The following is a 24849-nucleotide window of genomic DNA, read 5'->3' on the forward strand; positions in this document are numbered from 1 at the left end:
CGCCAGGAGGCCGGTGCTTACGCGTCCGCCTGTCCCGCCCCGGCGAGCGCGGCGACGCGCTCCACCCCGAACACGTACCCCTGCACCCCGCACCCCGCGATGACACCGTCGGCGCGCAGGGAGACGTACGAGTGGTGACGGAACGTCTCCCGTTTGTGGATGTTGGAGATGTGGACCTCCAGGACCGGCAGGCCGTCGCAGGTGTTGAGCGCGTCCAGGATCGCGACCGAGGTGTGCGAGTAGGCGCCCGGGTTGATCACGATGCCGCAGTGGCCGAGGCGTGCCTCGTGGATCCAGTCGACGAGTTGCCCCTCATGGTTGGACTGCCGGAAGTCCACCGTGCCGCCGTGCGCCGCCGCCGCCTTCGCGCACATCGCCTCGACGTCGGCGAGCGTGTCGGACCCGTAGATCTCAGGCTGGCGCTGACCCAGGAGGTTCAGGTTGGGGCCGTTCAGGATCATGATCGGGGCTTGGGCGAGGGTGCGGGGCACGGTTCCTCCGGTCCGTTCGGGGGCGGTCCGCCGGGGACCGCTGCTCGGACCCGGTCTATCACGGTGCGAGGGCGCGGCGAGAGGCCGTGTCCGTCACCCGTCGTCCGCCCCCGTCACCCCCGCGCGCCCCCGTAACCGTCCGTCACCGTGGGTAGTTGACGCGACATGCACGATGTACGCACCGTAAGGGCGCCCTCCCTGCCACGGCTCGCCGCCGCCTCGCTCGCGGGAACGGCCATCGAGTTCTACGACTTCTTCGTCTACGGGACCGCGGCCGCGCTGGTCCTGGGGCCGTTGTTCTTCCCGACGTTCTCGCCGCTGGCCGGGACGCTGGCCGCGTTCGGGACGTTCGGCGTGGGCTTCGTGGCGCGCCCGCTCGGGTCGGTGCTGTTCGGACATGTCGGGGACCGGCACGGACGCCGCCCGGTCCTCGTCGGCTCGCTGCTGCTGACCGGGGCGTCGACGGTCGCGGTCGGGTGCCTGCCGGTGTTCGACAGCATCGGCGTGGCCGCGCCCCTGCTGCTGCTCGTGCTGCGCTTTCTGCAGGGGCTCGGGCTCGGCGGGGAGTGGGGTGGCGCGGTGCTGCTCACGGCGGAACACGCGCCTGCCGAGCGGCGCGGGCTCTGGTCGAGCTTCCCGCAGGTCGGGCCCGCCCTCGGGTTCCTGTTCGCCAACGGGGTGGTTCTGGTGCTGTCGGCGACGCTGACGGAGGCGCAGTTCGCCCGGTGGGGGTGGCGGGTGCCGTTCTGGGCCGCCGGGGTGCTGGCCGTGCTCGGGCTGTGGCTGAGGTCGTCGCTCCCGGAGAGCCCGCGGTTCCTGGAGATCGGCGAGCACGCGCGTGTGCCGCTCGCGGAAGTGGTGCGCGACCACTGGCGACTGGTCCTGCTGACCGCCGGCGGCCTCGCCGTCGGATACGCGATCTTCTACGCCGTGACGACCTGGTCCCTGGCCTACGCCACCGAGCGGCTGGGGGTGAGCCGGACCGTCATGCTGGCCTGCATCATGGCCGCGGTGGTGGTGAAGGGCGCGCTGACACCCGTGGCGGCGATGCTCGGGGACCGTTTCGGACGGCGGCCGCTGTGTCTGGTGGGGTGCGCGGCGGCCGCGCTGTGGATGCTGCCGATGGTGGCGCTGCTGGCGACCGGGGCTCCCCTGCCGATGTTCCTGGGCTTCCTCGGAGCGCTGGTCGCGTTCGTCACGATGTTCGGGGTGATCGCGGCCTACCTGCCCGAACTGTACGAGCCGAGGGTGCGCTGCACGGGCGCGGCCGTCGGCTACAACCTCGGCGGTGTCCTCGGGGGCGCGTTGACGCCGATCGCGGCGACGGCGCTGGCGGAGCACTCGGGGCGGGTCCCCTGGGCCGTGGGCGCGTATCTCACCGCGATCGCCCTGCTCAGCCTCGGCTGCTTCGCGCTGCTGCCGGAGACACGGCCGGTGCCGGTGGCGGCCGTGCGACCCGTCCTGGACTGACCGCCGGCGGGAGGGGCCGCCCGTCGTCGGCGGGGTGCCGCGCCGTCGGTCAGGGGTTGATCGCCAGTTCCAGGTAGGCGGCGAACAGCACGAGGTGCACGCCGCCCTGAAGGGGGGTGGCCCGTCCCGGCACCACCGTCAGGGAACTGACCACGACGGTCAGTGCGAGCAGCACCACGTAGGTGGCGCCCAGGCCGAGGACGAGCGGGCCGGAGAGCCAGACGGAGGCGAGGGCGACGGCGGGGATGGTCAGCCCGATGCTGGCCATGGCGGAGCCGAGCGCGAGGTTGAGGCTGGTCTGCACGCGGTCCCGGCGGGCGGAGCGCAGTGCGGCGATGGTCTCGGGAAGCAGCACGAGCAGGGCGATGACCACGCCGACGACGGCTTGGTGCAGGCCGGCCGCGTCCACCCCGGACTCGATCGTGGGCGAGACACCCTTCGCGAGACCGACCACTCCGATCAGGGCGAGGCCGAGGAGCCCCAGACTGATCAGGGCGGTCCGGGAGGACGGTGCGCCCGCGTGGTCGGCGGCGGTGATCACTTCTCCCTTCCGGGTGACCGGCAGGAAGTAGTCGCGGTGTCTGACGGTCTGGGTCGCCACGAACAGTCCGTACAGGATCAGCGAGGACAGCGCGGCGAAGGTGAGCTGGACGGTGGAGAACTCCGGGCCCGGTTTGCTGGTCGTGAAGGTCGGCAGGACCAGACTGAGCGTGGCCAGGGTCGCGACGGTGGCCAGGGCCGCGCCGGTGCCCTCGGGGTTGAAGACGGCCGTGCCGTGCCGCAGGGAGGCGGTCAGCAGGCACAGGCCCACGATGCCGTTGCAGGTGATCATCACGGCCGCGAAGACCGTGTCCCTCGCCAGGGTCGCGCTCTTGTCGCCGCCGTCCACCATCAAGGTCACGATCAGGGCGACCTCGATGACCGTCACGGCGACCGCGAGGACGAGGGAGCCGAAGGGCTCACCGACCCGGTGGGCGACGACCTCGGCGTGGTGCACGGCGGCCAGCACGGCTCCGGCGAGGACCACGGTCACCAGCGCGACGACCGCCGCGGGCAGGTCGCGTCCCCAGGTCAGGGCCAGGAGGACGACTGCGAGCACCGGCACGAGGGACGTCCACCGGGTGGTGAGCGACCTGAGCCGAGCGATCATGCAGCGATCGTCGCAGAGCTGACGGGGCTTCGCATTCCGGCTGCCGGGGGCCCGCGCGCGCCCTGTGTCACTCGAACTCGGTCGTGTCCTGGATGTCGCAGTCGGTGAAGGACGGGGGCCTGGTGCAGAGCGCGGCCATCCGCTCCGCGAACTTGCTCGTCTCGGGGGATTCGCTGGTGCGCATGGCCGCCTCGTGGGACTCGAACTCGACCAGGACCAGATAGCGGTTCGGCTGGTTCCTGTCCTTGAGGACGAGACGGCGCCGGGGGCCGTCGGCGCGGTTCCCGAGGTCCTGCTCCCCCTCCTCGGCGAGCGCCCGCATCTCGTCGATGCGGTCGGTCTCGAAGTCGATGATCTGTACGAACCTCGGTGCAGTGCCCATGGTGCCTCCGCCGGTAGCGGGTGTCTCCGGATGGAGAACGCCCGTGTTCCAACGAAGCACCGGGAGCGGTGCCCGGCAATGCGCCGCGCACCACTCCCGGGCTGGTTGTTCCTACGTCGTCCGTGGTCAGGCCTGGATGCTGTCCTTCGGAGCGCCTTCGCTCGCCGTCTGCGCCGCCTCGGCCGCCGCCTGCTTCTTCGAGGCGCGCAGGCTGGTGATCGTGGTGACGATCAGGACGGAGCAGATGACGCCGAGCGAGACCGGGATGCTGATCTCGGGGACGTGGACCCCGGACTCGTGCAGCGCGTGCAGCACCAGCTTGACGCCGATGAAGCCCAGGATGATCGACAGGCCGTAGCTGAGGTGGACCAGCTTCTTCAGCAGGCCGCCGATGAGGAAGTACAGCTGCCTCAGGCCCATCAGCGCGAAGGCGTTGGCGGTGAACACGATGTACGGGTCCTGGGTGAGGCCGAAGATCGCGGGGATGGAGTCGAGGGCGAACAGCACGTCGGTGGTGCCGATCGCGAGCATGACGACCAGCATCGGGGTCATGACCCGCTTGCCGTTCTGCTGGATCCACAGCTTGGTGCCGTGGTAGCGGTCGGCGACGCCGAACCGGCGCTCGGCGGCCTTGAGCAGCTTGTTCTCCTCGAACTCCTCGTCCTCCTCGTCGGCCCGTGCCTCCTGGACGAGCTTCCAGGCGGTCCAGATCAGGAAGGCGCCGAAGAGGTAGAACACCCAGGAGAAGCTGGCGAGGATCGCGGCGCCCGCGGCGATGAAGACGGCCCGCAGGACCAGGGCTATGAGGACGCCTATCAGCAGGACCCGCTGCTGGTACTGCGACGGGACCGCGAACTTCGCCATGATCAGCACGAAGACGAAGAGGTTGTCGACGCTGAGCGACTTCTCGGTGATGAAGCCGGCGAAGAACTCTCCGGCGGGCCGGCCACCGCCGAAGACGAGCAGGCCGAGTCCGAAGAGCCCGGCCAGGGCGATCCAGACGACGGTCCAGATACCGGCTTCCTTGATCGACACGTCATGCGGCTTGCGGCCGATGAAGAAGTCGACCGCGATCAGGGCGGCCAGGCCCACGATGGTGAGAACCCACAGGTTCAGGGAAACATCCACTGCGCCTCCGGCAGTACGTAACGGCAGGTAATCAGCGTCGTCGCGCTGCCGGAGGTCTCTTCCGCCCGGTCCCGGGCCGACGCCCCGGGATCGAGTCGATCCGTATTGACGGGTGCGCCGCAGCAGGGAGTACTCCCCTCCGTGAGGAAGACAGTACCCCAATCACCAAGGAAAGGTAAAGTGATTGGCAAAAGAAGTGCCAAGTTCCCAGGTCAGAGTTCTTTACGTGTACTTGGTGCGGGCCGTCGCGACCTGGGCCAGCACCTGCTGGAGCACCTGGCTCCCCGGGGGTACGAGCGCCGGTTCGTACGTCCAGGCGTGCCCGACCCAGGGATCCGCCAGGTGGTCGTCGGGCACCGGGGTCAGCCGGAGCAACCCGCGCCACAGCGGGTCGAGCAACGGACCGTAACCGGCGGCGTCCTCCCGGTCGGCGACCAGCATCAGATGGACGCCGACGGAGGGGCCCTCGTCCGCGAGGTAGCGGAGCTGGTTCACCGCGCGGTCGTCGAAGCCGTGCGGGAAGTCGTTGACCACCAGGAGCTGCTGGGAGGTGTCGAAGCCCGGCGGGAGGGAGTCGGCCGCGCCGCCGCGCACCGCCATCTGCACCAGGTCGACGCGCTGGGTCAGCCGGCCCAGGACGTCCGCCACACCCGCCGCGCCCGCGGCCGGCGGGGCGGCGAGCACTCCGGACCGCACGAGCGGTGCCAGCGCCTGCGCGCCCGCCCCGGCCGGGTCGATGACGTGCACGGTGAACTCGCCCGCCGGGTACGCCGCCAGCAGCCTGGCGGTGTGGGCCACCGCGGACACCAGGGCGAGGTGCCGCAGCTCATGGGAGTCGAGCAGGGAGTCCTCGGACGACTGCGTGGTTCCGCTGTCGATCCACAGCCCGCGCTCCAGCGGGAGGCGGACCAGCAACGGGATGCGCAGAGGGTCGCTCTCGGGCAGGTGGAGGTCGCCCAGGCGCAGCGCCATGGGCATCTCCATGGGGACGCGGTAGGCGTGCCAGACGGGGTTGTCCCAGCGGGCGTAGGCCGGCGGCAGCGCGGGTTCGACGACGTCGGCCTCGGCGGTGAGCTGGACGAGGTCCCGGTCCAACGCCTCCCGGGCCTGGTCGACGAGCTGGATGTGCCTGGCCTGGGCCGCTTCGCGGGCGGCGTCGCCCTGGCCGCCGATCCTGCTGCGTGGGTCGGACAGGACCTGGTCCAGCTCCTTCTCCAGGCGCGTGTCGGCGAAGTCGACGGCACTGCGATAGGCGGCCGTGGTGCGGGCCAGGTCCTCGAACATGCCCCAGACCTGGTTGTACAGCCGCTCCTCCATGGACCAGCCGGTCGCGTCACCCGCGACGGGCGTCGCGGGCTGCCCGGGCTGGGCCGGCGGCGCCGTGGGCGGAGGCGGCGGAGCGGCGTTCTGCCGACGGGGGTGGACGTAGTTGACCGGGCCGCCCGCGGCGGCGGTCGGGGACGTCGACTGGGGGTGCGACGCAGGCGCGGAGTCCGGCTGCACCGGCCCCGCCGCGGCGCCCGTGGGCACCGAACCCGTGGGCGCGGAACTCGCCGGCGCGCCCGTCGGGTAGGCCGTCCCCGTACCGGACTGCGGGCTCTGACCCGTGCCGAACGGCCCGTCGGCGCCCTGGCCCGCCCCGTGGGGACCGGGGACGCCCTGGGCGCCCTGTGCGCCGTACGCGGAGCCGCTCGGGTCCGGGCCGCCGAGTGCGGAGGCGGCAGCCTGCCGGGCGCGGTCGCCGTCCGCAGTACGGGGCGGCGGGGCCGTCACCGAGCGGGCCAGCCCCTGGGCCACCGCCTCGTTGATACCGGCCGCGAGCTGCTGCGCCTGCGGCAGGCCCTGGTCGGTGAGGAGCTCGGCGAGCCCTCCCGCGTACCCCTGGCCGACGGCGCGCACCTTCCATGCGCCCTGGCGCCGGTAGAGCTCCAGCGCGACGACCGCCGACTCGGCGCTCAGGCCGGTGAGGGTGTACGTGGCGACCTCGGTGCCGTCGAGGCCGGTGACCGCGACGGCGGGGGGCGGGACGGAACCGAAGCTGACCGGCCCTGCCCCGTCGCCCGGGGGCAGGGAGAGCAGGACGTTGACGCGGTGCACGCTCTCCGGCATGGCGTCCAGGTCCACCGCGAGACGGTGGTCCGCGGCCGCCTGCCGGGAGACCTCCAGACCGGGCAGCGTGGGAGAGCCCGGGTGGGCCACCCACTCGACGTCCTGTGCCCTGCCGTTCTCGTCGCTGAGCGTGGCCACGGCCACGACCGGCGTGCCGGCCGAGACCCTGATCTCGAGGCGGACCCGGGAGAGCGGGTGGTTCTGCCCCCGCACCAGCTCGGCCGTCATCGCCTGTCCCCCTGTGTCGCGTGTGGTGTTGTCGTGTCCGCGGGCCGGCTCGTGTCTACAGGAGCGGCAGGACGGTGGGCATCAGGTCCTGGAAGGTGCGGCCGTTGGCCGGGGCGCCGAGGGCCGTCATCGTCCAGCCCTGGCCCGAGCGGTGCACCTTGGCCATGATCTGGGCCGTGTAGGCGCCGCCGCCCGCGAGCGTGTAGCGCGCCAGCTCCTGGCCGTTGGTCTCGTCGACCAGACGGCAGAAGGCGTTCTGCACCTCCTGGAAGGTCTGCCCGGTGAAGGAGTTCACGGTGAAGACGATCTGGTCGATGTGGACCGGGACGCGCGCCAGGTCGACGAGGATCGCCTCGTCGTCGCCGCCCTGGCCGACGCCGCCCACCAGGTTGTCACCGGTGTGCCGGACGGAGCCGTCGTCGCTCACCAGGTGGCGGAAGAAGACGACGTCGACGGGCTGCTTGTCCGCGAACAGGACGGCGGAGGCGTCGAGGTCGATCTCCCGGGTGCGGGAGCCGAAGAGGCCGCGCCGGGGCGCCGCCTGCCAGCCGAGACCCATGCGGACCGCGGTCAGGCTGCCCCCGTCGTTCTTCTGCAGACTGATGGCCTGGCCCTTGGTCATGTTGACGGTCACGGGCTGATTCCCCTCTCGAACTGTCCCCTGTTGCCGCGGAGTCCGCGGTTGCCGAAAACCCTACGCACAGGCACTGACAGTGCCGTACCCGGGCACGCACTTTGTGTCGGTCTTGCAACACTCGGCGTGTGCGGCCCGGGCGCAGCAACCGAGCGGGTCCGTCAGGCCAGGCCGGCCTCCTTCATCTGACGCAGTTCCTTCTTCATCTCGGAGACCTCGTCGCGCAGCCGGGCGGCGACCTCGAAGTGCAGGTCGGCGGCGGCGGCCCGCATGCGCTCCGTCATCTCCTCGATCTGCTGGGCGAGTTCGGCCGCGGGACGGTCGGTGGGCACCGTCTCCTTGGCCTTGCCCTTGGCGGACTTGGCCTTCGCGCCCTTGGCCGCCTTGTCGCCGAGGGAGGGCACCGGCGCCTTGGTGCCCCCTCCGTCCTTCTTCGCCCGGTAGCCGGTGCCGAGCAGCTGCTCGGTGTCGACCTCCTCGCGCGCGATCTGCGCGACGATGTCGTTGATCTTCTTGCGGAGCGGCTGGGGGTCGATGCCGTTCGCCTTGTTGTAGGCGACCTGCTTCTCGCGGCGGCGGTTGGTCTCCTCGATGGCCCGCTCCATGCCCGGGGTGATCTTGTCGGCGTACATGTGGACCTGGCCGGAGACGTTACGAGCGGCGCGGCCGATGGTCTGGATCAGGGAGGTGCCGGAGCGCAGGAAGCCCTCCTTGTCGGCGTCGAGGATCGCCACGAGCGACACCTCGGGCAGGTCGAGGCCCTCCCGCAGGAGGTTGATGCCCACCAGGACGTCGAACTCGCCGGCACGCAGCTCGCGCAGCAGCTCGATGCGGCGCAGCGTGTCGACGTCACTGTGCAGATAGCGCACCTGGATGCCGAGTTCCAGGAAGTAGTCCGTGAGGTCCTCGGCCATCTTCTTGGTGAGCGTGGTGACCAGGACGCGCTCGTCCTTCTCGGTGCGCTTGCGGATCTCGTGCACGAGATCGTCGATCTGGCCCTCGGTGGGCTTGACGACGACCTCCGGGTCGACGAGGCCGGTGGGGCGGATGATCTGCTCGACGACGCCGTCCCCGCGCGAGAGCTCGTACTTGCCGGGCGTCGCCGACAGATAGACGGTCTGCCCGATGCGCTCCTGGAACTCCTCCCACTTCAGTGGGCGGTTGTCGAGGGCGGAGGGCAGGCGGAAGCCGTGGTCGACGAGGGTGCGCTTGCGGGAGGCGTCGCCCTCGTACATGGCGCCGATCTGCGGGACGGTGACGTGGGACTCGTCGATGACGAGGAGGAAGTCGTCCGGGAAGTAGTCGAGCAGGGTGTTCGGCGGGGAGCCGGGGGTGCGGCCGTCGAAGTGCATCGAGTAGTTCTCCACGCCGGAGCAGGAGCCGATCTGGCGGAGCATCTCGATGTCGTACGTGGTGCGCATGCGCAGGCGCTGGGCCTCCAGGAGCTTGCCCTGCTTCTCCAGCTCGGCCAGCCGCTCGCCGAGCTCCTTCTCGATGTCGTTGACGGCCCGCTCCAGGCGCTCGGGGCCGGCGACGTAGTGGGAGGCCGGGAAGACGTAGAGCTGCTGGTCGTCGCTGATGATCTCGCCGGTGAGCGGGTGCAGCGTGGAGAGGGCCTCGATCTCGTCGCCGAACATCTCGATGCGGACGGCGAGCTCCTCGTAGACCGGGAAGATCTCGATGGTGTCGCCGCGCACGCGGAAGGTGCCCCGGCTGAACGCCATGTCGTTGCGCGTGTACTGGATGTCCACGAAACGGCGCAGCAGCTCGTCCCGGTCGATCTCCTCGCCGACCTTCAGGGGGACCATCCGGTCCACGTACTCCTGCGGGGTGCCGAGGCCGTAGATGCAGGAGACCGAGGCGACCACGACGACGTCACGGCGGGTGAGCAGCGAGTTGGTCGCCGAGTGGCGCAGTCGCTCGACCTCCTCGTTGATCGAGGAGTCCTTCTCGATATAGGTGTCCGACTGCGGGACGTACGCCTCGGGCTGGTAGTAGTCGTAGTACGAGACGAAGTACTCGACCGCGTTGTTGGGCAGCAGTTCCCGGAACTCGTTCGCCAGCTGGGCGGCCAGGGTCTTGTTCGGGGCCATCACCAGGGTGGGCCGCTGGAGCTTCTCGATCATCCACGCGGTGGTGGCGGACTTGCCGGTGCCGGTCGCGCCGAGGAGGACGACGTCCTTCTCGCCGCCTTCGATGCGCTTGGCGAGCTCGGCGATGGCCGCCGGCTGGTCGCCGCTGGGCTGGTAGGGGCTGACGACCTCGAAGGGCGCCACCGTGCGTTCGATGTGAGAGACGGGCCGCATGCCATCAACCGTACGACCACCCACTGACAACGAGGTCGGATCAGCGGTTCTGCGGGGTGCGGGACTCCCGGTGGGGCAGCCTGCGGCGGGCGCGCGGCGCCGGACGGCCGGCGGAGTGCCGCACGGGCGGGTGCGCCGGGACGCCGGGCATGTGCTCGGCGCGGGTCCGGTCGGGCCTGCCCACGCCCATCAGCGGGTCGAACACCACGACGACGCCGGCGAGGAGGAGGAAGGCGAGGGGTCCGATCAGCATCGGGGCGAGGAGGGCGGCGGGCGAGTCGCCCTCGGTCGGCGTGCCGGTCGCGTGCAGATGGACGCTCAGGGCCGCCATGCCCGTGTAGTGCATGCCGGTGACGGCCAGCCCCATGACGAGGCTGGCGCCCACGCTCCACGCGAAGCCCCGGACCTGTCCGGCGGCCCACAGGGCGGCGGTGGCGGCGGCCATGGCTATGGCCACGGAGACGGAGACGGTGAACGTGTTGTATTCCAGCTTTCCACTGAAGCGCATCCCGGCCATGCCGAGGTAGTGCATCGACGCGATGCCCAGGCCGGTGACGGTGCCGCCGGTGAACAGCGCGGTGCCGGTGGCGCCCCGGTAGCCGACGATGAAGATCCCCACGCCCACCATGATGACGGCGACGCCGAGGCTGGCGTAGGTCGTCGGTTTGTCGTAATGGATCGGGGCTCCCGCGACCGTGAAACCCATCATCGCGATGAAGTGCATGGTCCATATGCCGGAGCCGATCGCCGCCGAGCCGAGGGCCAGCCATCCGGGGCGCCAGGAGTGGGCGACGAGCCGGGCTCTGGTGGTGCAGCGCAGGCCGAGAGCGCCGCCGAGGCAGGCCATGACGTAGGCCACCAGCGGTGTGACGAGTCCGTAGCTGAAACCGTCGACCGTGCCGTGCATGCGCGGTTGCCCTTCCGCCCCGTTTGCTTTGATTTCCCTGAAACGCGCCCCTCCCCAGGGCCGCGCGAACGGCCAAGGCTGAGAGAGAGTATGACCCCCACCGGAATGGTCGAACGATTTTCCGGCAAAGAAACACGCCCTTACCCCACATGTGCGGCAGCGGTGAGCGGTCCCGGGCATCTCCGTTCATCGTGTGGTCGTCCCGCACCCCTCCGTCGTTGACTCTGTGCTGTCACAGTTGAGCTGTACGTGATCAACCGACGCGAGGAGTACGTATGCACGCGCGCGCAGTTGCCGCCACGACCACCGCGCTCCTGGGCACCGTCGCCCTTCTGCTCCCCGTCCACGACGCCCGGGCCGGCATCCCCGCCCGGGCCGTGGTGATCGCCCACCGGGGGGCCTCCGCGGTCGCCCCGGAGAACACGCTCGACGCCGTCGACGAGGCCGCCGCCCTCGGCATCCGCTGGGTGGAGAACGACGTCCAGCGCACCAAGGACGGCGAGCTCGTGGTGATCCACGACGACACTCTCCGCCGTACGACCGACGTCGAGGAGGTCTTCCCCGACCGTGCCCCCTGGAAGGTGAAGGACTTCACCGCGGCCGAGATCGCGCGGCTGGACGCGGGCAGCTGGTTCGGTGAGACGTACGCGGGCGCGCGTGTGCCGACGCTCGAGCAGTACGTCGAGCGGGTGGAGCGCAACCACCAGAAGCTGCTCCTGGAGATCAAGAACCCCGCGCTCTACCCGGGGATCGAGCAGCAGACGCTGAAACTCCTGAGCAACGAGGGCTGGCTCGACCGGCGGCATCTCAGCGCCCGCCTGATCGTGCAGAGCTTCAGTGCGGAGAGTCTGCGCACCGTGCACGAGCTGAAGCCGGGCGTGCGGACCGGTCTGCTGGGTGCGCCGGCCGCGGCGGACCTGGCCCGGTACGCGGGCTTCGCCGACCTGATCAACCCGTCGTACAACGCCCTCTCCCGGGACTACGTGGACGCCGTGCACGCGCTGACGGGACCGCACGGCCGACCGGTGCGGGTCTTCGTCTGGACCGTCGACGACGCCTCCACCGCGAGGACCGTCGCCGGATACGGCGTCGACGGCGTCATCACGAACAGACCCGACGTGGTGCGCAGGGCCCTGTACTGGTACTGACCCCGGCGTACCGACCCCGTTGTCAGTGGCGGGCCGTACGGTGGGTCGCATGAACAGCCACGGGCAGGACGAGCAGCAGGTCGTGTGGGCCGTCGTCGGCACCGCCATCGGTCCACTGCTGCTGGCCGCGACCGGAAAGGGCGTGGTCAACGTCGTGTTCCACGCCACCGACGCGGTCCGCGACACGGCTCTGGGCAGGCTGGCGGACAGGCTGGGCACGGACCCGGTCGAGGCCCCCGGTTCCCCTCTGCTGGCCGAGGCGATACGCCAGGTCGACGCCTACTTCGCGGGTGACCGGCGCGACTTCGAGCTGCCTCTGGACTGGTCGCTGATCTCGGGCTTCAACCGCCAGGTCCTGCGCGAACTAGCCACCGGCGTGCCGTACGGCGCGGTCGTCGGGTACGGCGACCTGGCCAAGCGGGTCGGGCAGCCGGGGGCGGCGCAGGCGGTGGGCACGGCCATGGGCGCCAATCCGCTGCCGGTCGTCGTGCCCTGTCACCGGGTCGTCGAGAGCGACGGCGGTATCGGCGGGTTCGGCGGCGGTCTGGAGACCAAGCGGAGGCTGCTCGCGCTGGAAGGGGTGCTGCCCGAGCCGCTGTTCTGAGGATCGCCTCGGGCCCGCGTGAACGGGGTTCCGTCCGCCATGCCTCGCGGGCCGGTGGCGTCCCCCACAGGCCGTCGGGGTTTGGCCGGGCGCGCCGCCCGCCAGAGATGAGGGAAGACCCGAGGACAGGAGACAGGCGCATGGTGCTGGTGGTGTCGGAAGAGGTGCGGGATGCGGTCGACGCGCGTCGACCCGTGGTCGCGCTGGAGTCCACGATCATCGCGCACGGGCTGCCGCGCCCGCGCAACCTCCAGGTGGCACTGGAGCTGGAGTCGGTCGTCCGCGCGGAGGGTGCCGTTCCGGCGACCATCGCCGTCCTGGACGGGCGGCCCCATGTCGGTCTGGACAAGGAGCAGTTGGAGCGGGTCGCCAACGAGGACGGGATACGCAAGCTGGGCCATCGCGACCTGCCGCTCGCGGTGGCCTCGGGGGCGAGCGGGGCGACGACGGTGTCGGCGACGGCACTGCTGGCGGCACTGGCGGGTGTCCGGGTGTTCGCGACGGGCGGGCTCGGCGGGGTGCACCGGGAATGGACGGTGACCCAGGACGAGTCCGCCGACCTGGGGCTGCTGGCGCGTACCCGGATCACCGTGGTGTGCGCGGGGGTGAAGTCGATCCTGGACGTTCCGGCGACCCTGCAGCGTCTCGAGACGCTGGGGGTGGCCGTCGCCGGTTACGGCACGGACCGCTTCCCGGGCTTCTACCTGTCCGACTCGGGGCATCCGGTGGAGTGGACGCTGGACACGCCCGCGCAGGTGGCCGACGTGATGCGGGCTCAGGACGCGCTCGGCGTACCGGAGTCGGCGTTGATCGTCGCCAACCCGGTGCCCGTGGAGGAGCAGCTCGATCCCGGGCTGCACGCGCGGGTGCTCGCCGAGGCGCTGCAGGCGTGCGAGGAGGAGGGCGTCACCGGCCAGGGCGTCACACCGTTCCTCCTCGACCACCTGGTCCGGCACACCGACGGGGCGTCCCTGAGCGCCAATCTGGCGGCGGTGCGCGGCAACGTGCGGCTTGCGGCGCGGATCGCCACGGCCTGGGCCGAGGTGTGACCGGGCGGCCGGGCGGAACGGAACGCGCGCACGGCGGGCCGGCTCCGGCGTCGGCTCCGGCTCCGGGCGGGGCGCTTCTGGTCGTCGGGGACGTGGTGACGGATGTCGTCGCGCGCCATCGGGGGCCCCTGGCGGCGGGGACGGACACGGCCGCCGCGATCCGGACCCTGCCGGGCGGGGCGGGCGCCAATGTGGCGTGCTGGGCCGCGCATTGGGGGTGTGCGGACGTACGGCTGCTCGGCCGGGTGGGCCAGGACGCGGTGGCCTGGCACGAACGGGAGCTGACCGCCTGCGGGGTACGGCCCCGGCTCGTCGTCGACCCGCAGGCGCCGACCGGGACGGTCATCTGTCTGGTCGACGCGGACGCCGCGGCCGAGCGCACCTTCCTCACCGACAGCGGCGCCTCGCTGCGGCTCGCACCCGACGACTGGTCGGACGCGCTCCTTGACGGGGCCGGCCGGCTGCACCTGTCGGGCTACCTGATGTTCTCCGGGTCCGGTCGCGCGCTGGTGCGTACGGCGGTGGCGGCGGCGCGCGCCCGTGGAGTACCGGTGAGCCTCGATCCGGCGTCGGCGGGATTCCTGGCCGCACTGGGCGTCGACCGTTTCCTGGACCTGGTGGAGGGGGTGGACGTGCTGCTGCCCAGCCGTGACGAGGCGTGTCTGCTGACCGGGCTGCCCGACGGGGCGGACGCCGCTGCCGAACTGAGCCGCCGTGTCCCGCTGGTGGTGGCCAAGGAGGGCGCGGCGGGGGCGCTGATCGCGCGGGACGGCACCGTCCTCACCCGCGTCCCCGCCGTCGCGGCGACGCCCCGGGACACCACGGGCGCCGGCGACGCCTTCACGGGCGCGTTCCTGGCCGCCCTGCTCACCGGCGCGGAGCCCGGGGCCTCGGCGGCGGAGGGGTGCAGAGCGGGAGCCCGGGCGGTCGAACAGGTCGGCGCGCGACCACCCGCGTCCGGTGACATGTCGACGCCGAGGATCGCGGACGGGACCCGCGTCGGCTGAGGCAGGGGCGGGTGCGGCCGGAAGCAGCGGCGGCGGGGGTGCAGAGCGGGAGCCCCGGCGGTCGAACAGGTCGGCGCGCGACCACCCGCGTCCGGCACCGCGTCGACACCGAGGATCGCGGACGGAACCCGGGTCGGCTGAGGCCGGGGCCGGGGCAGCGGCGGCGGAGCGGTGCAGAGCGGGGCCCGGGCGGTCGAACGGGTCGGCGCCGCGTCGGCTGAGGCCGGGGCCGGGGGTCGTGTCAGCGCTGAGGAGCACTTCGCTCGCGGGCGGGCAGACCGCCCCGGGCGGCCGTCGCCGCGCCTCGTCGCCTCGCCCCTAATCCTTCCGCCCCCACGCCGAGATCATCGGTGCCGTGGCCAGGTCCATGGTGCCGGAGGCGACGTTGGCCAGGTGGCGCTCGATCTCCTCGTCCGTCGCCAGGCCGGCGCTGACGAGTCCGCCCCGGATCTGCCGGACGGTCGCCGACTCCAGGGCCGCGCAGGCCGGTGAGGTGACCGGGAAATAGGCGTCGGCCTCGACGCGCCGCAGCCCGGCCTCGCGGAGCAGACGCGGCAGCTTACGGCCGTAGGAGAGGTCGGCTCCCCGGTCGGCGAGCAGCTTGCGGAAGCCGTGCCGCAGCCGGTTCGCCAACTGTTGTTCGGGACCGTGCTCGTCGGGGCAGAGCAGGGGCTGCAGCGCGGGGTCCCCGTCCTCGATCAGGAGACGTCCGCCGGGGCGCAGGGCCTTGACCATCGAGCGCAAGGCCCGCTCCCGGTCCGGGACATGGACCAGGACGAGCCGGGCGTGCACCAGGTCGAAGCCCTCGGTGGGGGGTTCGTCGACGCCGACGTCGTGGACGCGCACCTCGACCGGCGGCCGGGCGGCCGGGGTCAGCCGGGAGGTGTCGATGTCGGTGGCGACGACCTTGCCGGTGGGTCCGACCTTCTTCGCCAGCCAGGTCACGACGGAGGTACCGCCGGCCCCGACCTCCCAGCAGCGCCAGCCGGGGCCGACGCCCAGCCCTTCGAGGTGGCGGAACGTCGTGGGGTCGAAGAGGGCGGCGAAGGCGTCGAAGCGTTCCCCCGCCTCGGTCTGCTGGTTGTCGAGAAGGTACCCGTCGGTTCGCGTCATGTGCCGATCATCCCAGTTGTCCCGCTTGCCGCGGGCGGTCGACGCGGCCCGGATCGCTCGTCGCGCCCACGGTGACAGGGCGTGGAATCCAGGGCGTGGGCGGCCGGCAGCCGCGTCGGAGCGGCCGGGCAGTCCGTCCCGGTGGTGACCCGAAGTCCCGTCGTCCACAGGCGGGAACAAAGCGGAACCGACCCTTTCCACAGGCTTTCCCACGGCAGGCGCGAGCCTGGCAGACTGGCTGGCCAGGGCGCAGGAGCGCGACGCGAGGAGATGTACGCAAGGAGATCCAGATGACCATGGCGGGGAATCTGCGGAAGGTCACCGGCCTCGGAGGGGTCGGCGGCCTGCGGAAGGTGGCGCGGTTGGCCCGGCGGCGTGCCCGGGTCGACCTCAGCCACCCCGCGCGCTCCCCGCTGGGGTCCTCGGTGGTGAACTGCGTGACGTACAGGGACGGCGTCCGGACCCCCGTCAGTGACGATCTGGTCGAGACGGTGGAGCGGGTGCGCAAGAGCGGCCACGGATTCGTCTGGCTCGGCCTGCACGAGCCGACGAACGACGAGTTCGCGGGGATCGCCGAGCTCTTCGACCTGCATCCGCTGGCCGTGGAGGACGCCGTCGAGGCCCACCAGCGCCCCAAGGTCGAGCGGTACGGCGAGACGCTCTTCGCGGTGTTCAAGACGGTGTGCTACGTCGAGCACGAGGAGCTCACGGCGACGAGCGAGGTGGTGAACACCGGCGAGATCATGGTGTTCGTCGGCCAGGACTTCGTGGTCACGGTCCGGCACGGGCGGCACGGCTCGCTGGGTCCGCTGCGCGAGGAGCTGGAGTCGGATCCGGCCCAGCTCGCCAAGGGGCCGTCGGCGGTGCTGCACGCGATCGCGGACCATGTCGTCGACGACTATCTGAACGTCACGGACGCCGTGCAGGCCGACATCGACCAGGTCGAGGCGGACGTCTTCGCGGAGAACGGCGCACGGGCCGACCCGGGACGCATATATCAGCTCAAGCGTGAGCTGCTGGAGCTGAAGCGGGCGGTGGTGCCGCTCAAGCGCCCACTGACGGACCTCGCCGACCGGCCGGTGCGGGTGGTCGACCCGGAGATACAGGCGTACTTCCGGGACGTCTCCGACCACCTGCTGCGGGCCACCGAGCAGATCGCCGCGTTCGACGAGTTGCTGAACTCGATCTTGCAGGCGCATCTGGCGCAGGTCACGGTCGCGCAGAACGAGGACATGCGGAAGATCACGGCCTGGGCCGCGGTGATCGCGGTGCCGACGATGGTCTGCGGGGTGTACGGCATGAACTTCGATCACATGCCGGAGCTGCACTGGAGGTTCGGCTACCCCCTGGTCATCGGCGTGATATCCGTGGCCTGCCTGGTGCTGTACCGCGGCTTCCGGCGCAACGGCTGGCTCTGAGGGGGCGTCGCCCGGAGACGGGGCGGCGCCGGCAGGACGTCAGTACGGGGTGGAGCCGGTCGTGGCGTAGACGCTCTCGGCCCAGGAGGCGATCTGGTCCTCGCTCAGGTTCCGGGCGAGGTCGGCCTCGCTGATCATGCCCACCAGGCGCTTGTTCTCGATGACGGGCAGCCGGCGGATCTGGTGGTCCCGCATCTCGCGGAGCACGTCGCCGACGTCGGCGCTCGCCTCGATCCAGCGCGGAGTGCCCTGGGCCATCTCGCCCGCGGTGACCCTCGACGGGTCGCGGCCCATGGCCACGCAGCCGACGACGATGTCGCGGTCGGTGAGGATGCCGCAGAGCCGCTCGTTCTCGTCGCTGATCGGCAGGGCTCCGACATTGAGTTCGCGCATCAACTGTGCGGCACGGTCGAGTGTTTCGTGAACGGGGATCCAGCGGGCGCCCCGGTGCATGATGTCTCCGGCTGTGGTCATGGATACCTCCCGGTGCCGGACGGCCGGCGCGGCGCGGAGGGCACCGCTGGTCCCGGCGGCCCCTCCATTCTCGTCGGGCTTCCGGACACCCGCATCTCACCCGGCTGCGTCCGGCGCCCGGGTCGCAACTGCACGGCGCGGGCGGGCAGAAGGGGTGCGCTGCCTGGCGGAGGGGAGGACACGGGGTCGCGGTGAATCGCCCGTCCCCGGGACCGGCTCACCCGCCCCACGCCGGATGGCGCGGATCGTCCGCCCGGACGAGGACGTCGGCCGTGGCGGCGGGATCGGTCTCCTCGGCGTAGCTGTCGAAGGCGGGCAGTGTCCACCGGTCCGCCTCCGGGGTGCGCCGGCGCAGGGCGGCCGGGGAGAGCTGGACATGGACGGTGAGGTCGAACGGGAACCAGTGCCGCAGCAGGAGGGGGCCGTGCAGCAACAGAATGCCGCCGGGCGGGAGTCGGACGTAGGGACTGCGCGTGGCGCGGTCGGTGGCCGGGTCCCAGAAGTCGGGGAGGATCCGTCCGTCGCCGCCGGGTTCGAGGGGGCCGAACACCTCGCGCCAGAGGGCGCCGGTGTCGAACCAGCCGTTGTAGTAGGCCTCCACGTCGTGACGGCCGTACTCCAGTCGAAGGGAGGCGGGGCGCAGGAAGCCGTGCGCGTCGACGACGCGGGACGCACGGCCTCGTGTCCGCAGCGCTTCCGCGACGCGTGCGGCGAGGTCTCCGGGGCGGGCCGCCGGAGCTCCGTCGAAGGCGACGCGGGGCCAGGGGCTGCCGTCCGCCGGCTTGAGGTCGAGCAGCCGCTCGGCGAGAAGGTCGCCGAGCCGTTCCCAGGTGATCGCTTCGAGTCGCACACGGCCCATGATGCGTCAGGTGCCGGCCCGGACGCGGCGGGGTCCGCGCGCAGGGGGCCACGACCCGCGCGCACCGGGCCTGCCCGGGCCGGGCGGACCGCAGCACCTGACCACGCGGTGCCGGATACCGCGCCCACCAGCGGGAATGAAGCCCTCATGGCAGCAGTCACGACTCCCCCGTCCCGCACCGGGCTCCTCGTCGTACAGCCGCTTCGGCGCAGGCACTGTGCCGGGTGCCGCCGGGGACCGCAGCCGATGCTGGTCCTGGACGAGGGCGGCCCGCGCTGCCTGGACTGTGCCGATCTGGGGCACCTGGTGTTCCTGCCGCGCGGCGACACCGCACTGACACGCAGGTCGCGGGAGGAGAGCGCGCTCTCTGCGGTGGTGGTGCGGTTCAACCGGCGCAAGGGGCGGTACGAACGGCAGGGCGTCCTGGTCGAGGAGGCGGGACTCGCCCGGGCCGAGGAGCGGTGCCTGGCCGACGCCGAGGCGCGGCGGCGGCGCCGGCTGCGTGACGCGCGGCGGCGGGCCGCACAGGACGCGCGGTTCGCGGAGGCCTTCGCGGCGGAGATCCTGCGGCTGTTCCCCGGCTGCCCCGCGGAGCGGGCCGGGGAGATCGCGGCGCACGCCTCGGTGCGGGGCAGCGGGCGGGTGGGGCGCAGCGCGGCCGGGCGGGCGTTGTCCGAGGGCGCGGTCGTCTCGGCGGTCGCGGCGTCCGTACGGCATCTGGACACGCCGTACGACGACCTGCTGATGAGCGGCGTGCCGCGCAACGAGGCGAGGCGGCGGATCGCCGCGCGGACGGAGCGAAGGCTGCGGGAATGGCGGGAGAGCGCCGGAGCCGGCTCGCCGGAGGGCACGGAGGCCGGCCTGCCGGAAGACACCGGGACCGCCGCGTAGGGCTCCCGCGCGACCACCAGGAGACGACCGCACATGACCTCCCGCGTCCCGGCCGCGGTCACCGGGCATGTACGGGATTTCACTTGAGGTGACTGATCCGAGCGGGCAGGATCTGCGCACGACACGGGGAGTCGACATTGATGACAGAAGGGCCGTATCCGATGCTCGCGCTGCTGGGAGTACTGGCGACGGGGCTGATGGCGGGGGTGTTCTGTGCCTTCTCGGTGCTGGTGATGCGAGGTCTCGCCGCGTTGCCGCCCGCGCAGGGCGTCGCCGCGATGCGGGCGATCAACTCCTCGGCGATCACCCCGGCGTTCATGGCGCTGTTCCTCGGCTCGGCGGGGCTGTGCGCGGGAATCGCCGTGGTGACGTTCCTGCTGTGGCCGGACGAGGGCGGGGTCCCGCTGCTGCTGGGCAGCGCTCTGTATCTGGTCGGTGCGTTCGGGGTGACGGTGACGGCGAACGTGCCGCGCAACGAGGCGCTGAGAAAGCTGGAGCCGGACACGCCCGAGGCGGTCACGTACTGGCCGACGTACGTGCGCGAGTGGACGCGGTGGAACCATGTGCGGGCGATCGCCTCTGCGGCGGCGGCGATCGTGTACGCGCTGGCCCTGCTCTGACTCTCTGCGCGGGGGGCCGGCGGGACGTATCGTGGCCGAAAGAGTGCCGCCCGATGACGCTCGGCCTGTCCACGCGTACGCAAGGAAGACGCCCATGGCCGATCCCAAGGGATTCATGACCACGCCCCGCCAGGACTGGCCCCGGCGGCCGGTCGGGGAGCGGGTCCGGGACTGGGACGAGGTCTACGTCCCCGGGGCCCTTCTGCCCATCATCAGCAAGCAGGCCGACCGCTGCATGGACTGCGGCATCCCGTTCTGTCACGACGCGTGTCCGCTCGGCAACCTGATCCCGGAGTGGAACGACCTGGTGTCGCGGGAGGACTGGCGGGCGGCGAGCGACCGGCTGCACGCGACGAACAACTTCCCGGAGTTCACCGGGCGGTTGTGTCCGGCGCCGTGCGAGGCGGGGTGCGTCCTCGCCATCAACCAGCCCGCCGTGACCATCAAGAACGTCGAGGTGGCGATCGCCGACCGGGCCTGGGAGGAGGGGTTCACGCCGCCGCGGCCGCCGGACCGGCTCTCGGGGAAGACCGTGGCGGTGATCGGTTCCGGACCGACCGGGCTGGCCGCGGCGCAGCAGCTGACCCGGGCCGGGCACACGGTCGCCGTGTACGAGAGGGACGACCGGATCGGCGGTCTCATGCGGTACGGCATCCCCGCGTTCAAGATGGAGAAGCACCATCTGGAGCGGCGGATCGAGCAGATGCGCGCCGAGGGGACCCGGTTCCGTACGGGGACGGCGGTCGGCCGGGACGTCGGTGCCGCGGAGCTGCGGGCCCGCTACGACGCGGTGGTGATCGCCACCGGGGCCACGGCCTGGCGGGAACTGCCCGTGCCGGGACGGGAGTTGGCCGGAATACACCAGGCGATGGAGTACCTGCCGCTGGCCAACCGGGTGTGCGAGGGCGATCTGGAGGTCTCGCCGCTGTCCGCCGCCGGCAAGCACGTCGTGATCGTCGGCGGGGGCGACACCGGGGCCGACTGTCTGGGGACGGCGGTCCGCGAGGGCGCGGCCTCGGTGACCCAGCTGGACATCTACGCCCAGCCCGGCGTGGACCGGGACGAGGACGTCGACCCCTGGCCGACGTACCCGAAGATCTACCGGCTGTCGGCCGCGCACGAGGAGGCGCGCGACCTGCGCAGCGCGCCGGCGGCCGACGCGGACGCGCGCCTGTTCGCCGCCTCCACGCTCCGCTTCACCGGCGACGAGGACGGGCGGGTGCGGGCGCTGCACCTCGTCGAGGTCGACGCGCTGCGCCGGCCGGTGACGGGCAGCGGGCGGGCACTGCCCGTGGACCTGGTCCTGCTGGCGCTGGGGTTCTCCGGGCCCGACCGCGAGGACGGGCTCGTGGACCAGCTGGAGCTGGCGCTGGAACCGCGCGGCACGATCGCGCGGGACGCCGGCTTCGCGACGAACGTCCCCGGGGTGTTCGCCGCCGGGGACGCGGCGCGCGGACAGTCGCTGATCGTGTGGGCGATCGCGGAGGGGCGCGCGGTCGCGGCGGCCGTCGACCGCCATCTGTCGGGCAGTTCGCGGCTGCCGGCGCCCATATCGCCGTACGACCGGCCCATGAGCGTCTAGGCCGCCCTCGGCGACGAGGTGACAGTCCTGACGGCCTCGCGCCGATTTTCCACCCTTACGCCCTACTCGCAGGAGCCCGGCGGCCGCGATCCCCGGGCAGGCGGGATCCGAGGCTGGGAACCTCGCCCGCGCAGCCCGCGCCGCGCCCGTCCTCCCCGGATCGGTGATCCCGTGCCAGGCGGGCGGCCATCCGGTGGCCCTCTGGCGGGCCTGGGACGGACTCTCGGAGGGCGGCGACCGCCCGCTCGTCGACGCTCCCCGTCCCCGCAGGAGGACACCAGGGAGTCCTCGCTGGCCGGCCGGTTCGTCTCCGTGCTCGACGTACGCGGCTGGCCCGCCTTCCGTGCGGCGGTGCGCAGCGTGCTCGACTCGGCGCACCGGCCGGACGGGGCCACGGCGCCCGTGGCGGTGCTCGTGCAGCCGGGCCGCCGGAGCCGGCGGTATCGCGGCTCTGTCGTACTGGGCCCGTGAGGAGACCTCCGCACCCGCGGGAACGCGGACGGTGCAGGGCATTCACAACGTCCAGCCGGTGGGCACCCAGGGGCGGCTGTGGCGCGGTGCGGCCCCTTCCCCGGCCGGGTACCGCGCACTGGCTGGCCTGGGCTTCACGACCGTCATCGACCTGCGTGCCGAGGACCTGAGCGCGGCCCAGCTCGCCCACCCGCGTGACGCCGGGCTGAACGTCGTTCGCCTGCCCATCCGTGACGGACAGACACCCAGGCCCGAGCAGGTGTAGCGGTTCCTCGCGGCCGTCACGCAGGGACCCGGGAAGGTGTTCGCGCACTGCGGCGCCGGAGTGGGCCGCACCGGCACGGTGGCGGCCGCGTACCTCGTGGAGACGGGGCAGGAGTCCGCCTCGGGGGCGGTCCGGCGCAACCTCGCGGTCGAACCGCCGTCGATCGAGCAGATCCACTACGGGCTGCACCTCGAACGCACCGAGGCCGAGCAGCCGCCGCTGCCGGTGGTCGCCGTGAGCCGTCCGGTGGACGCCCCACGGCGCATGCTGACCTGGTTCTGCCCCTCCGGGCCGCGGCCTGGCCTTTCGCCCGGCCCGCCGGCCCGCGCGGGATCACGGCTTGCGGGCCACCGCCCCGTAGCCCGGGATGACCCCGTCGTCCTGACCGGGGACCGGTTCGCCGAGCTCGGGGTGCCAGTCGGGGACGACCACCACGCCCGGGTCGACCAGGTCGAGGCCGTCGAAGAACCGGCTGAACTCCTCGCGGGAGCGCAGGGCCAGCGTGACGCCCGCCGCCCTGAGCTTCTCGGTGGCCGCCGCGGACTCCTGCGGGGTGAAGTCGGCGGTGGCGTGGGTCATCATCAGGTAGCTGCCCGAGGGAAGCTCGGCGAGCAGCCGTCCGACGAGATCGTGGGCGCCGTCCTCGTCGGAGACGAAGTGCAGCAGCGCGACCAGCGACAGGGCCACCGGCCGGCTGAAGTCCAGGATCTTCCCGGCCCCTTCGACGATGGCGGCCGGGTCCCGGACGTCCGCCTGAAGGTACTCCGTGACGCCGTCGGGTGTGCTGCGCAGCAGGGCCGCCGCGTGGGCCAGCACGATCGGGTCGTTGTCGCAGTAGACGACCCGGGCGTCCGGCGCGATCCCCTGGGCGACCTGATGCAGGTTGGGCTCGGTGGGGATGCCCGTGCCGACGTCCAGGAACTGGCGTATGCCGTTCCCGGCCAGCCAGCGCGTGGCGCGGTGCATGAAGGCACGGTTGACTCGTGCCATCACCGGCACGCGCGGGTCGAGCGCGAGCATCTGCCGGCCCATCGCCTCGTCGACGGGGTAGTTGTCCTTGCCGCCGAGGTACCAGTCGTACATCCGCGCCGGATGGGGTCTGCTGGTGTCGATCTGGACGCCGGGGGTGGGTTCCTGCCCGGTCATGAGGCCCTCCGTAAGACACAAAGAGTAAGCAAGTCAGCACCAAAATAGGGAAGTTGAACGAGAAAGCGACAATCGAAAGGCAAGGTACGGGACAGCCGGGTCACGACAGCAGGAAGTCCGCCTCCCCCGCCTTGGCACCCTCGATGAACGCCGTCATCTCGTCGGTGGTGTAGATCAGCGCCGGACCGTCCGGGTCGGTCGACTGCCGTACGGCGATCCGGCCGTCGGCGAGCTTCATCGCCTCCAGGCAGTTGCCTCCGTTGCCGCCGCTCCATGGCTTGTGCCAGCCTTCGCTGCCCAAGTCCCGCGCGGGCATGCCGTTGTAGACCCGTTTGCGCGGCTTGATGCGATCCATTCACAGCTCCTTGCGGAAATCCCTGAGGATCTCCTTCGTGCGATGTGCAGTAGCGGCCTGCGCCGCCATGCGGTCCATGACCTCGAGGTGGGTCGCCACCTCGGAGCGCGCGTCGAGATAGACGGCGCCGGTCAGGTACTCGCTGTAGACCATGTCCGGAAGCTCCGGCATGGCGAATCGGAACAGCACGAAGGGCCCGTAGGTGCCGGGGTGCGGCCCGCCCGCGAACGGGGCGACCTGCAGCGTCACATTGGGCAGCTTCGTCGCCTCGAGCAGTTTGTCGATCTGCGCGCGCATCACCTCCGGGCCGCCGACCGGGCGGCGCAGCACCGTCTCGTCCATCACGACCCACAACCGGGGCGCGTCCTGACGAGTGAGCAGTTCCTGGCGTTGCATGCGCAGGGCGACGAGACCCTCGATGTCCTCCGGCCGCGTCTGGCCGATGGCACCGGACCTCAGGACACCACGCGCGTAGTCCTCGGTCTGGAGCAGACCGGGGACGAAGTGCGGTTCGTACTGGCGGATCAGGGCGGCCGCGCCCTCCAGGCTGACGTGCATCGAGAACCAGCCGGGCAGGACGTCGTGGAACCGCTGCCACCAGCCGGGCTTGTTGGCCTCCTCGGCCAGCTGCACGAACCCGTCCGCCTCCTCGTCGGTGACGCCGTACGCCTTCAGCAGCAGCTGGAGGTACGGAATTTTGAGGCCGACCTCGGCCATCTCCATACGGCGGACGGTGGCGGGTGCGACGCGGAGGATTCGGGCCGCCTCCTCGCGCTTGAGCCCTGCGCGTTCCCGCAGGTCCAGCAGGCGCCGGCCGAGGACGACCTGTCCGACGGTCGGCGCGGACCGCGGTTCGCTCACGCTCCACCTCCACGAAGAGCCCGGCAGGCCGGTCGCCTTGGCCGCACTGGGCCCCGACCGGCCGGTACCGAAACGAATCCTGACAAGCCTTACGGCGCCATTCGAAGACCCATTCGAAGACCTGTACGACTATGTACGGATCTCCGGCGATCCCAACTGGCGCCGCTCAACGTGCTGTTGC

23 protein-coding genes and 1 pseudogene are annotated in these 24849 nt (G+C 71.8%); 10 read left to right on the top strand and 14 right to left on the bottom strand.

What is annotated here, in order from left to right:
• Positions 1–17 precede the first annotated feature (17 nt).
• Positions 18–491, bottom strand: coding sequence for a type II 3-dehydroquinate dehydratase (aroQ, locus tag ACFY2L_RS01045; protein ID WP_390655974.1), 474 nt, complete (start codon positions 489–491; stop codon positions 18–20).
• A gap of 165 nt (positions 492–656) precedes the next feature.
• Between aroQ and ACFY2L_RS01050 the strand changes: the two genes are divergently transcribed.
• Positions 657–1961 (top strand): MFS transporter, encoded by a 1305-nt coding sequence (locus tag ACFY2L_RS01050; protein ID WP_390655973.1) that lies wholly within the window; start codon positions 657–659, stop codon positions 1959–1961.
• 49 nt (positions 1962–2010) lie between these two features.
• On the opposite strand, the gene ACFY2L_RS01055 is transcribed toward ACFY2L_RS01050, so the two are convergent.
• The 7 genes from ACFY2L_RS01055 to ACFY2L_RS01085 all read right to left on the bottom strand — a co-directional run bounded on the left by ACFY2L_RS01055 (position 2011) and on the right by ACFY2L_RS01085 (position 10805).
• Positions 2011–3111: a calcium:proton antiporter gene (locus tag ACFY2L_RS01055; RefSeq protein ID WP_390655972.1), complete on the bottom strand. Its 1101-nt coding sequence runs from the start codon at positions 3109–3111 to the stop codon at positions 2011–2013.
• Positions 3112–3178: 67 nt separating this feature from the next.
• Positions 3179–3493 carry a hypothetical protein gene (locus tag ACFY2L_RS01060; protein WP_390655971.1) on the bottom strand — a complete coding sequence of 105 codons (315 nt, stop codon included), beginning with the start codon at positions 3491–3493 and terminating at the stop codon, positions 3179–3181.
• Positions 3494–3619: 126 nt separating this feature from the next.
• Complete coding sequence (locus ACFY2L_RS01065; protein WP_390821197.1) at positions 3620–4621, bottom strand: TerC/Alx family metal homeostasis membrane protein; 1002 nt, start codon at positions 4619–4621, stop codon at positions 3620–3622.
• Positions 4622–4843: 222 nt separating this feature from the next.
• A complete protein-coding gene (locus ACFY2L_RS01070) occupies positions 4844–6958 on the bottom strand; it encodes a TerD family protein (protein ID WP_390821198.1) in 2115 nt (704 codons plus the stop codon).
• Between the two features lie 55 nt (positions 6959–7013).
• Positions 7014–7592, bottom strand: a complete 579-nt coding sequence (locus ACFY2L_RS01075; protein WP_390655968.1) for a TerD family protein — start codon at positions 7590–7592, stop codon at positions 7014–7016.
• Positions 7593–7753: 161 nt separating this feature from the next.
• Complete coding sequence (gene uvrB / locus ACFY2L_RS01080) at positions 7754–9898, bottom strand: excinuclease ABC subunit UvrB (RefSeq protein WP_390655967.1); 2145 nt, start codon at positions 9896–9898, stop codon at positions 7754–7756.
• Positions 9899–9938: 40 nt separating this feature from the next.
• Entirely contained in the window at positions 9939–10805 is an 867-nt protein-coding gene (locus ACFY2L_RS01085) for an MHYT domain-containing protein (protein ID WP_390821200.1), read from the bottom strand.
• A gap of 275 nt (positions 10806–11080) precedes the next feature.
• Here ACFY2L_RS01085 and ACFY2L_RS01090 point away from each other — a divergent pair, with 275 nt between their 5' ends.
• The 4 genes from ACFY2L_RS01090 to ACFY2L_RS01105 all read left to right on the top strand — a co-directional run bounded on the left by ACFY2L_RS01090 (position 11081) and on the right by ACFY2L_RS01105 (position 14613).
• Positions 11081–11953, top strand: a complete 873-nt coding sequence (locus ACFY2L_RS01090; RefSeq protein WP_390655965.1) for a glycerophosphodiester phosphodiesterase — start codon at positions 11081–11083, stop codon at positions 11951–11953.
• 49 nt (positions 11954–12002) lie between these two features.
• Positions 12003–12557 (top strand): methylated-DNA--[protein]-cysteine S-methyltransferase, encoded by a 555-nt coding sequence (locus ACFY2L_RS01095; RefSeq protein ID WP_390655964.1) that lies wholly within the window; start codon positions 12003–12005, stop codon positions 12555–12557.
• 140 nt (positions 12558–12697) lie between these two features.
• Positions 12698–13606, top strand: a complete 909-nt coding sequence (locus tag ACFY2L_RS01100; protein ID WP_390821202.1) for a pseudouridine-5'-phosphate glycosidase — start codon at positions 12698–12700, stop codon at positions 13604–13606.
• 77 nt (positions 13607–13683) lie between these two features.
• Positions 13684–14613, top strand: coding sequence for a carbohydrate kinase family protein (locus ACFY2L_RS01105; RefSeq protein WP_390821684.1), 930 nt, complete (start codon positions 13684–13686; stop codon positions 14611–14613).
• A gap of 318 nt (positions 14614–14931) precedes the next feature.
• Here the strand turns inward: ACFY2L_RS01105 and ACFY2L_RS01110 are convergent, their stop codons facing one another.
• A complete protein-coding gene (locus ACFY2L_RS01110; protein ID WP_390821203.1) occupies positions 14932–15726 on the bottom strand; it encodes a methyltransferase in 795 nt (264 codons plus the stop codon).
• A 290-nt stretch (positions 15727–16016) separates the two neighbouring features.
• Between ACFY2L_RS01110 and corA the strand changes: the two genes are divergently transcribed.
• Positions 16017–17144, top strand: a complete 1128-nt coding sequence (gene corA / locus ACFY2L_RS01115) for a magnesium/cobalt transporter CorA (RefSeq protein WP_390655961.1) — start codon at positions 16017–16019, stop codon at positions 17142–17144.
• Between the two features lie 39 nt (positions 17145–17183).
• On the opposite strand, the gene ACFY2L_RS01120 is transcribed toward corA, so the two are convergent.
• Together ACFY2L_RS01120 and ACFY2L_RS01125 are read right to left on the bottom strand one after the other, a co-directional pair.
• On the bottom strand, positions 17184–17618 hold the full coding sequence (locus ACFY2L_RS01120; RefSeq protein WP_390655960.1) for a CBS domain-containing protein: 435 nt from the start codon (positions 17616–17618) through the stop codon (positions 17184–17186).
• 217 nt (positions 17619–17835) lie between these two features.
• Complete coding sequence (locus ACFY2L_RS01125; protein WP_390655959.1) at positions 17836–18477, bottom strand: uridine kinase; 642 nt, start codon at positions 18475–18477, stop codon at positions 17836–17838.
• A 147-nt stretch (positions 18478–18624) separates the two neighbouring features.
• Here ACFY2L_RS01125 and ACFY2L_RS01130 point away from each other — a divergent pair, with 147 nt between their 5' ends.
• From ACFY2L_RS01130 to ACFY2L_RS01145, 4 genes and pseudogenes are all read left to right on the top strand, one after another.
• On the top strand, positions 18625–19368 hold the full coding sequence (locus ACFY2L_RS01130; protein ID WP_390655958.1) for a DUF2293 domain-containing protein: 744 nt from the start codon (positions 18625–18627) through the stop codon (positions 19366–19368).
• Positions 19369–19508: 140 nt separating this feature from the next.
• Entirely contained in the window at positions 19509–19988 is a 480-nt protein-coding gene (locus tag ACFY2L_RS01135; protein WP_390655957.1) for a DUF1772 domain-containing protein, read from the top strand.
• 94 nt (positions 19989–20082) lie between these two features.
• The gene (locus ACFY2L_RS01140) at positions 20083–21570 is read left to right on the top strand and encodes a glutamate synthase subunit beta (protein ID WP_390821205.1); all 1488 of its coding nucleotides are present in this window, start codon (positions 20083–20085) and stop codon (positions 21568–21570) included.
• A gap of 529 nt (positions 21571–22099) precedes the next feature.
• A pseudogene (locus ACFY2L_RS01145) lies at positions 22100–22420 on the top strand (dual specificity protein phosphatase family protein); the annotation flags it as partial.
• A 219-nt stretch (positions 22421–22639) separates the two neighbouring features.
• On the opposite strand, the gene ACFY2L_RS01150 reads toward ACFY2L_RS01145, so the two are convergent.
• The 3 genes from ACFY2L_RS01150 to ACFY2L_RS01160 all read right to left on the bottom strand — a co-directional run bounded on the left by ACFY2L_RS01150 (position 22640) and on the right by ACFY2L_RS01160 (position 24668).
• Positions 22640–23452 carry an SAM-dependent methyltransferase gene (locus ACFY2L_RS01150; protein WP_390655954.1) on the bottom strand — a complete coding sequence of 271 codons (813 nt, stop codon included), beginning with the start codon at positions 23450–23452 and terminating at the stop codon, positions 22640–22642.
• A gap of 100 nt (positions 23453–23552) precedes the next feature.
• Positions 23553–23807 (bottom strand): DUF397 domain-containing protein, encoded by a 255-nt coding sequence (locus ACFY2L_RS01155; protein ID WP_057580268.1) that lies wholly within the window; start codon positions 23805–23807, stop codon positions 23553–23555.
• The gene (locus ACFY2L_RS01160; protein ID WP_390655953.1) at positions 23808–24668 is read right to left on the bottom strand and encodes a helix-turn-helix transcriptional regulator; all 861 of its coding nucleotides are present in this window, start codon (positions 24666–24668) and stop codon (positions 23808–23810) included.
• Between the last annotated feature and the right edge of the window lie 181 nt (positions 24669–24849).

This window comes from Streptomyces sp. NPDC001381 (genome assembly GCF_042895685.1).
Classification (GTDB): domain Bacteria; phylum Actinomycetota; class Actinomycetes; order Streptomycetales; family Streptomycetaceae; genus Streptomyces.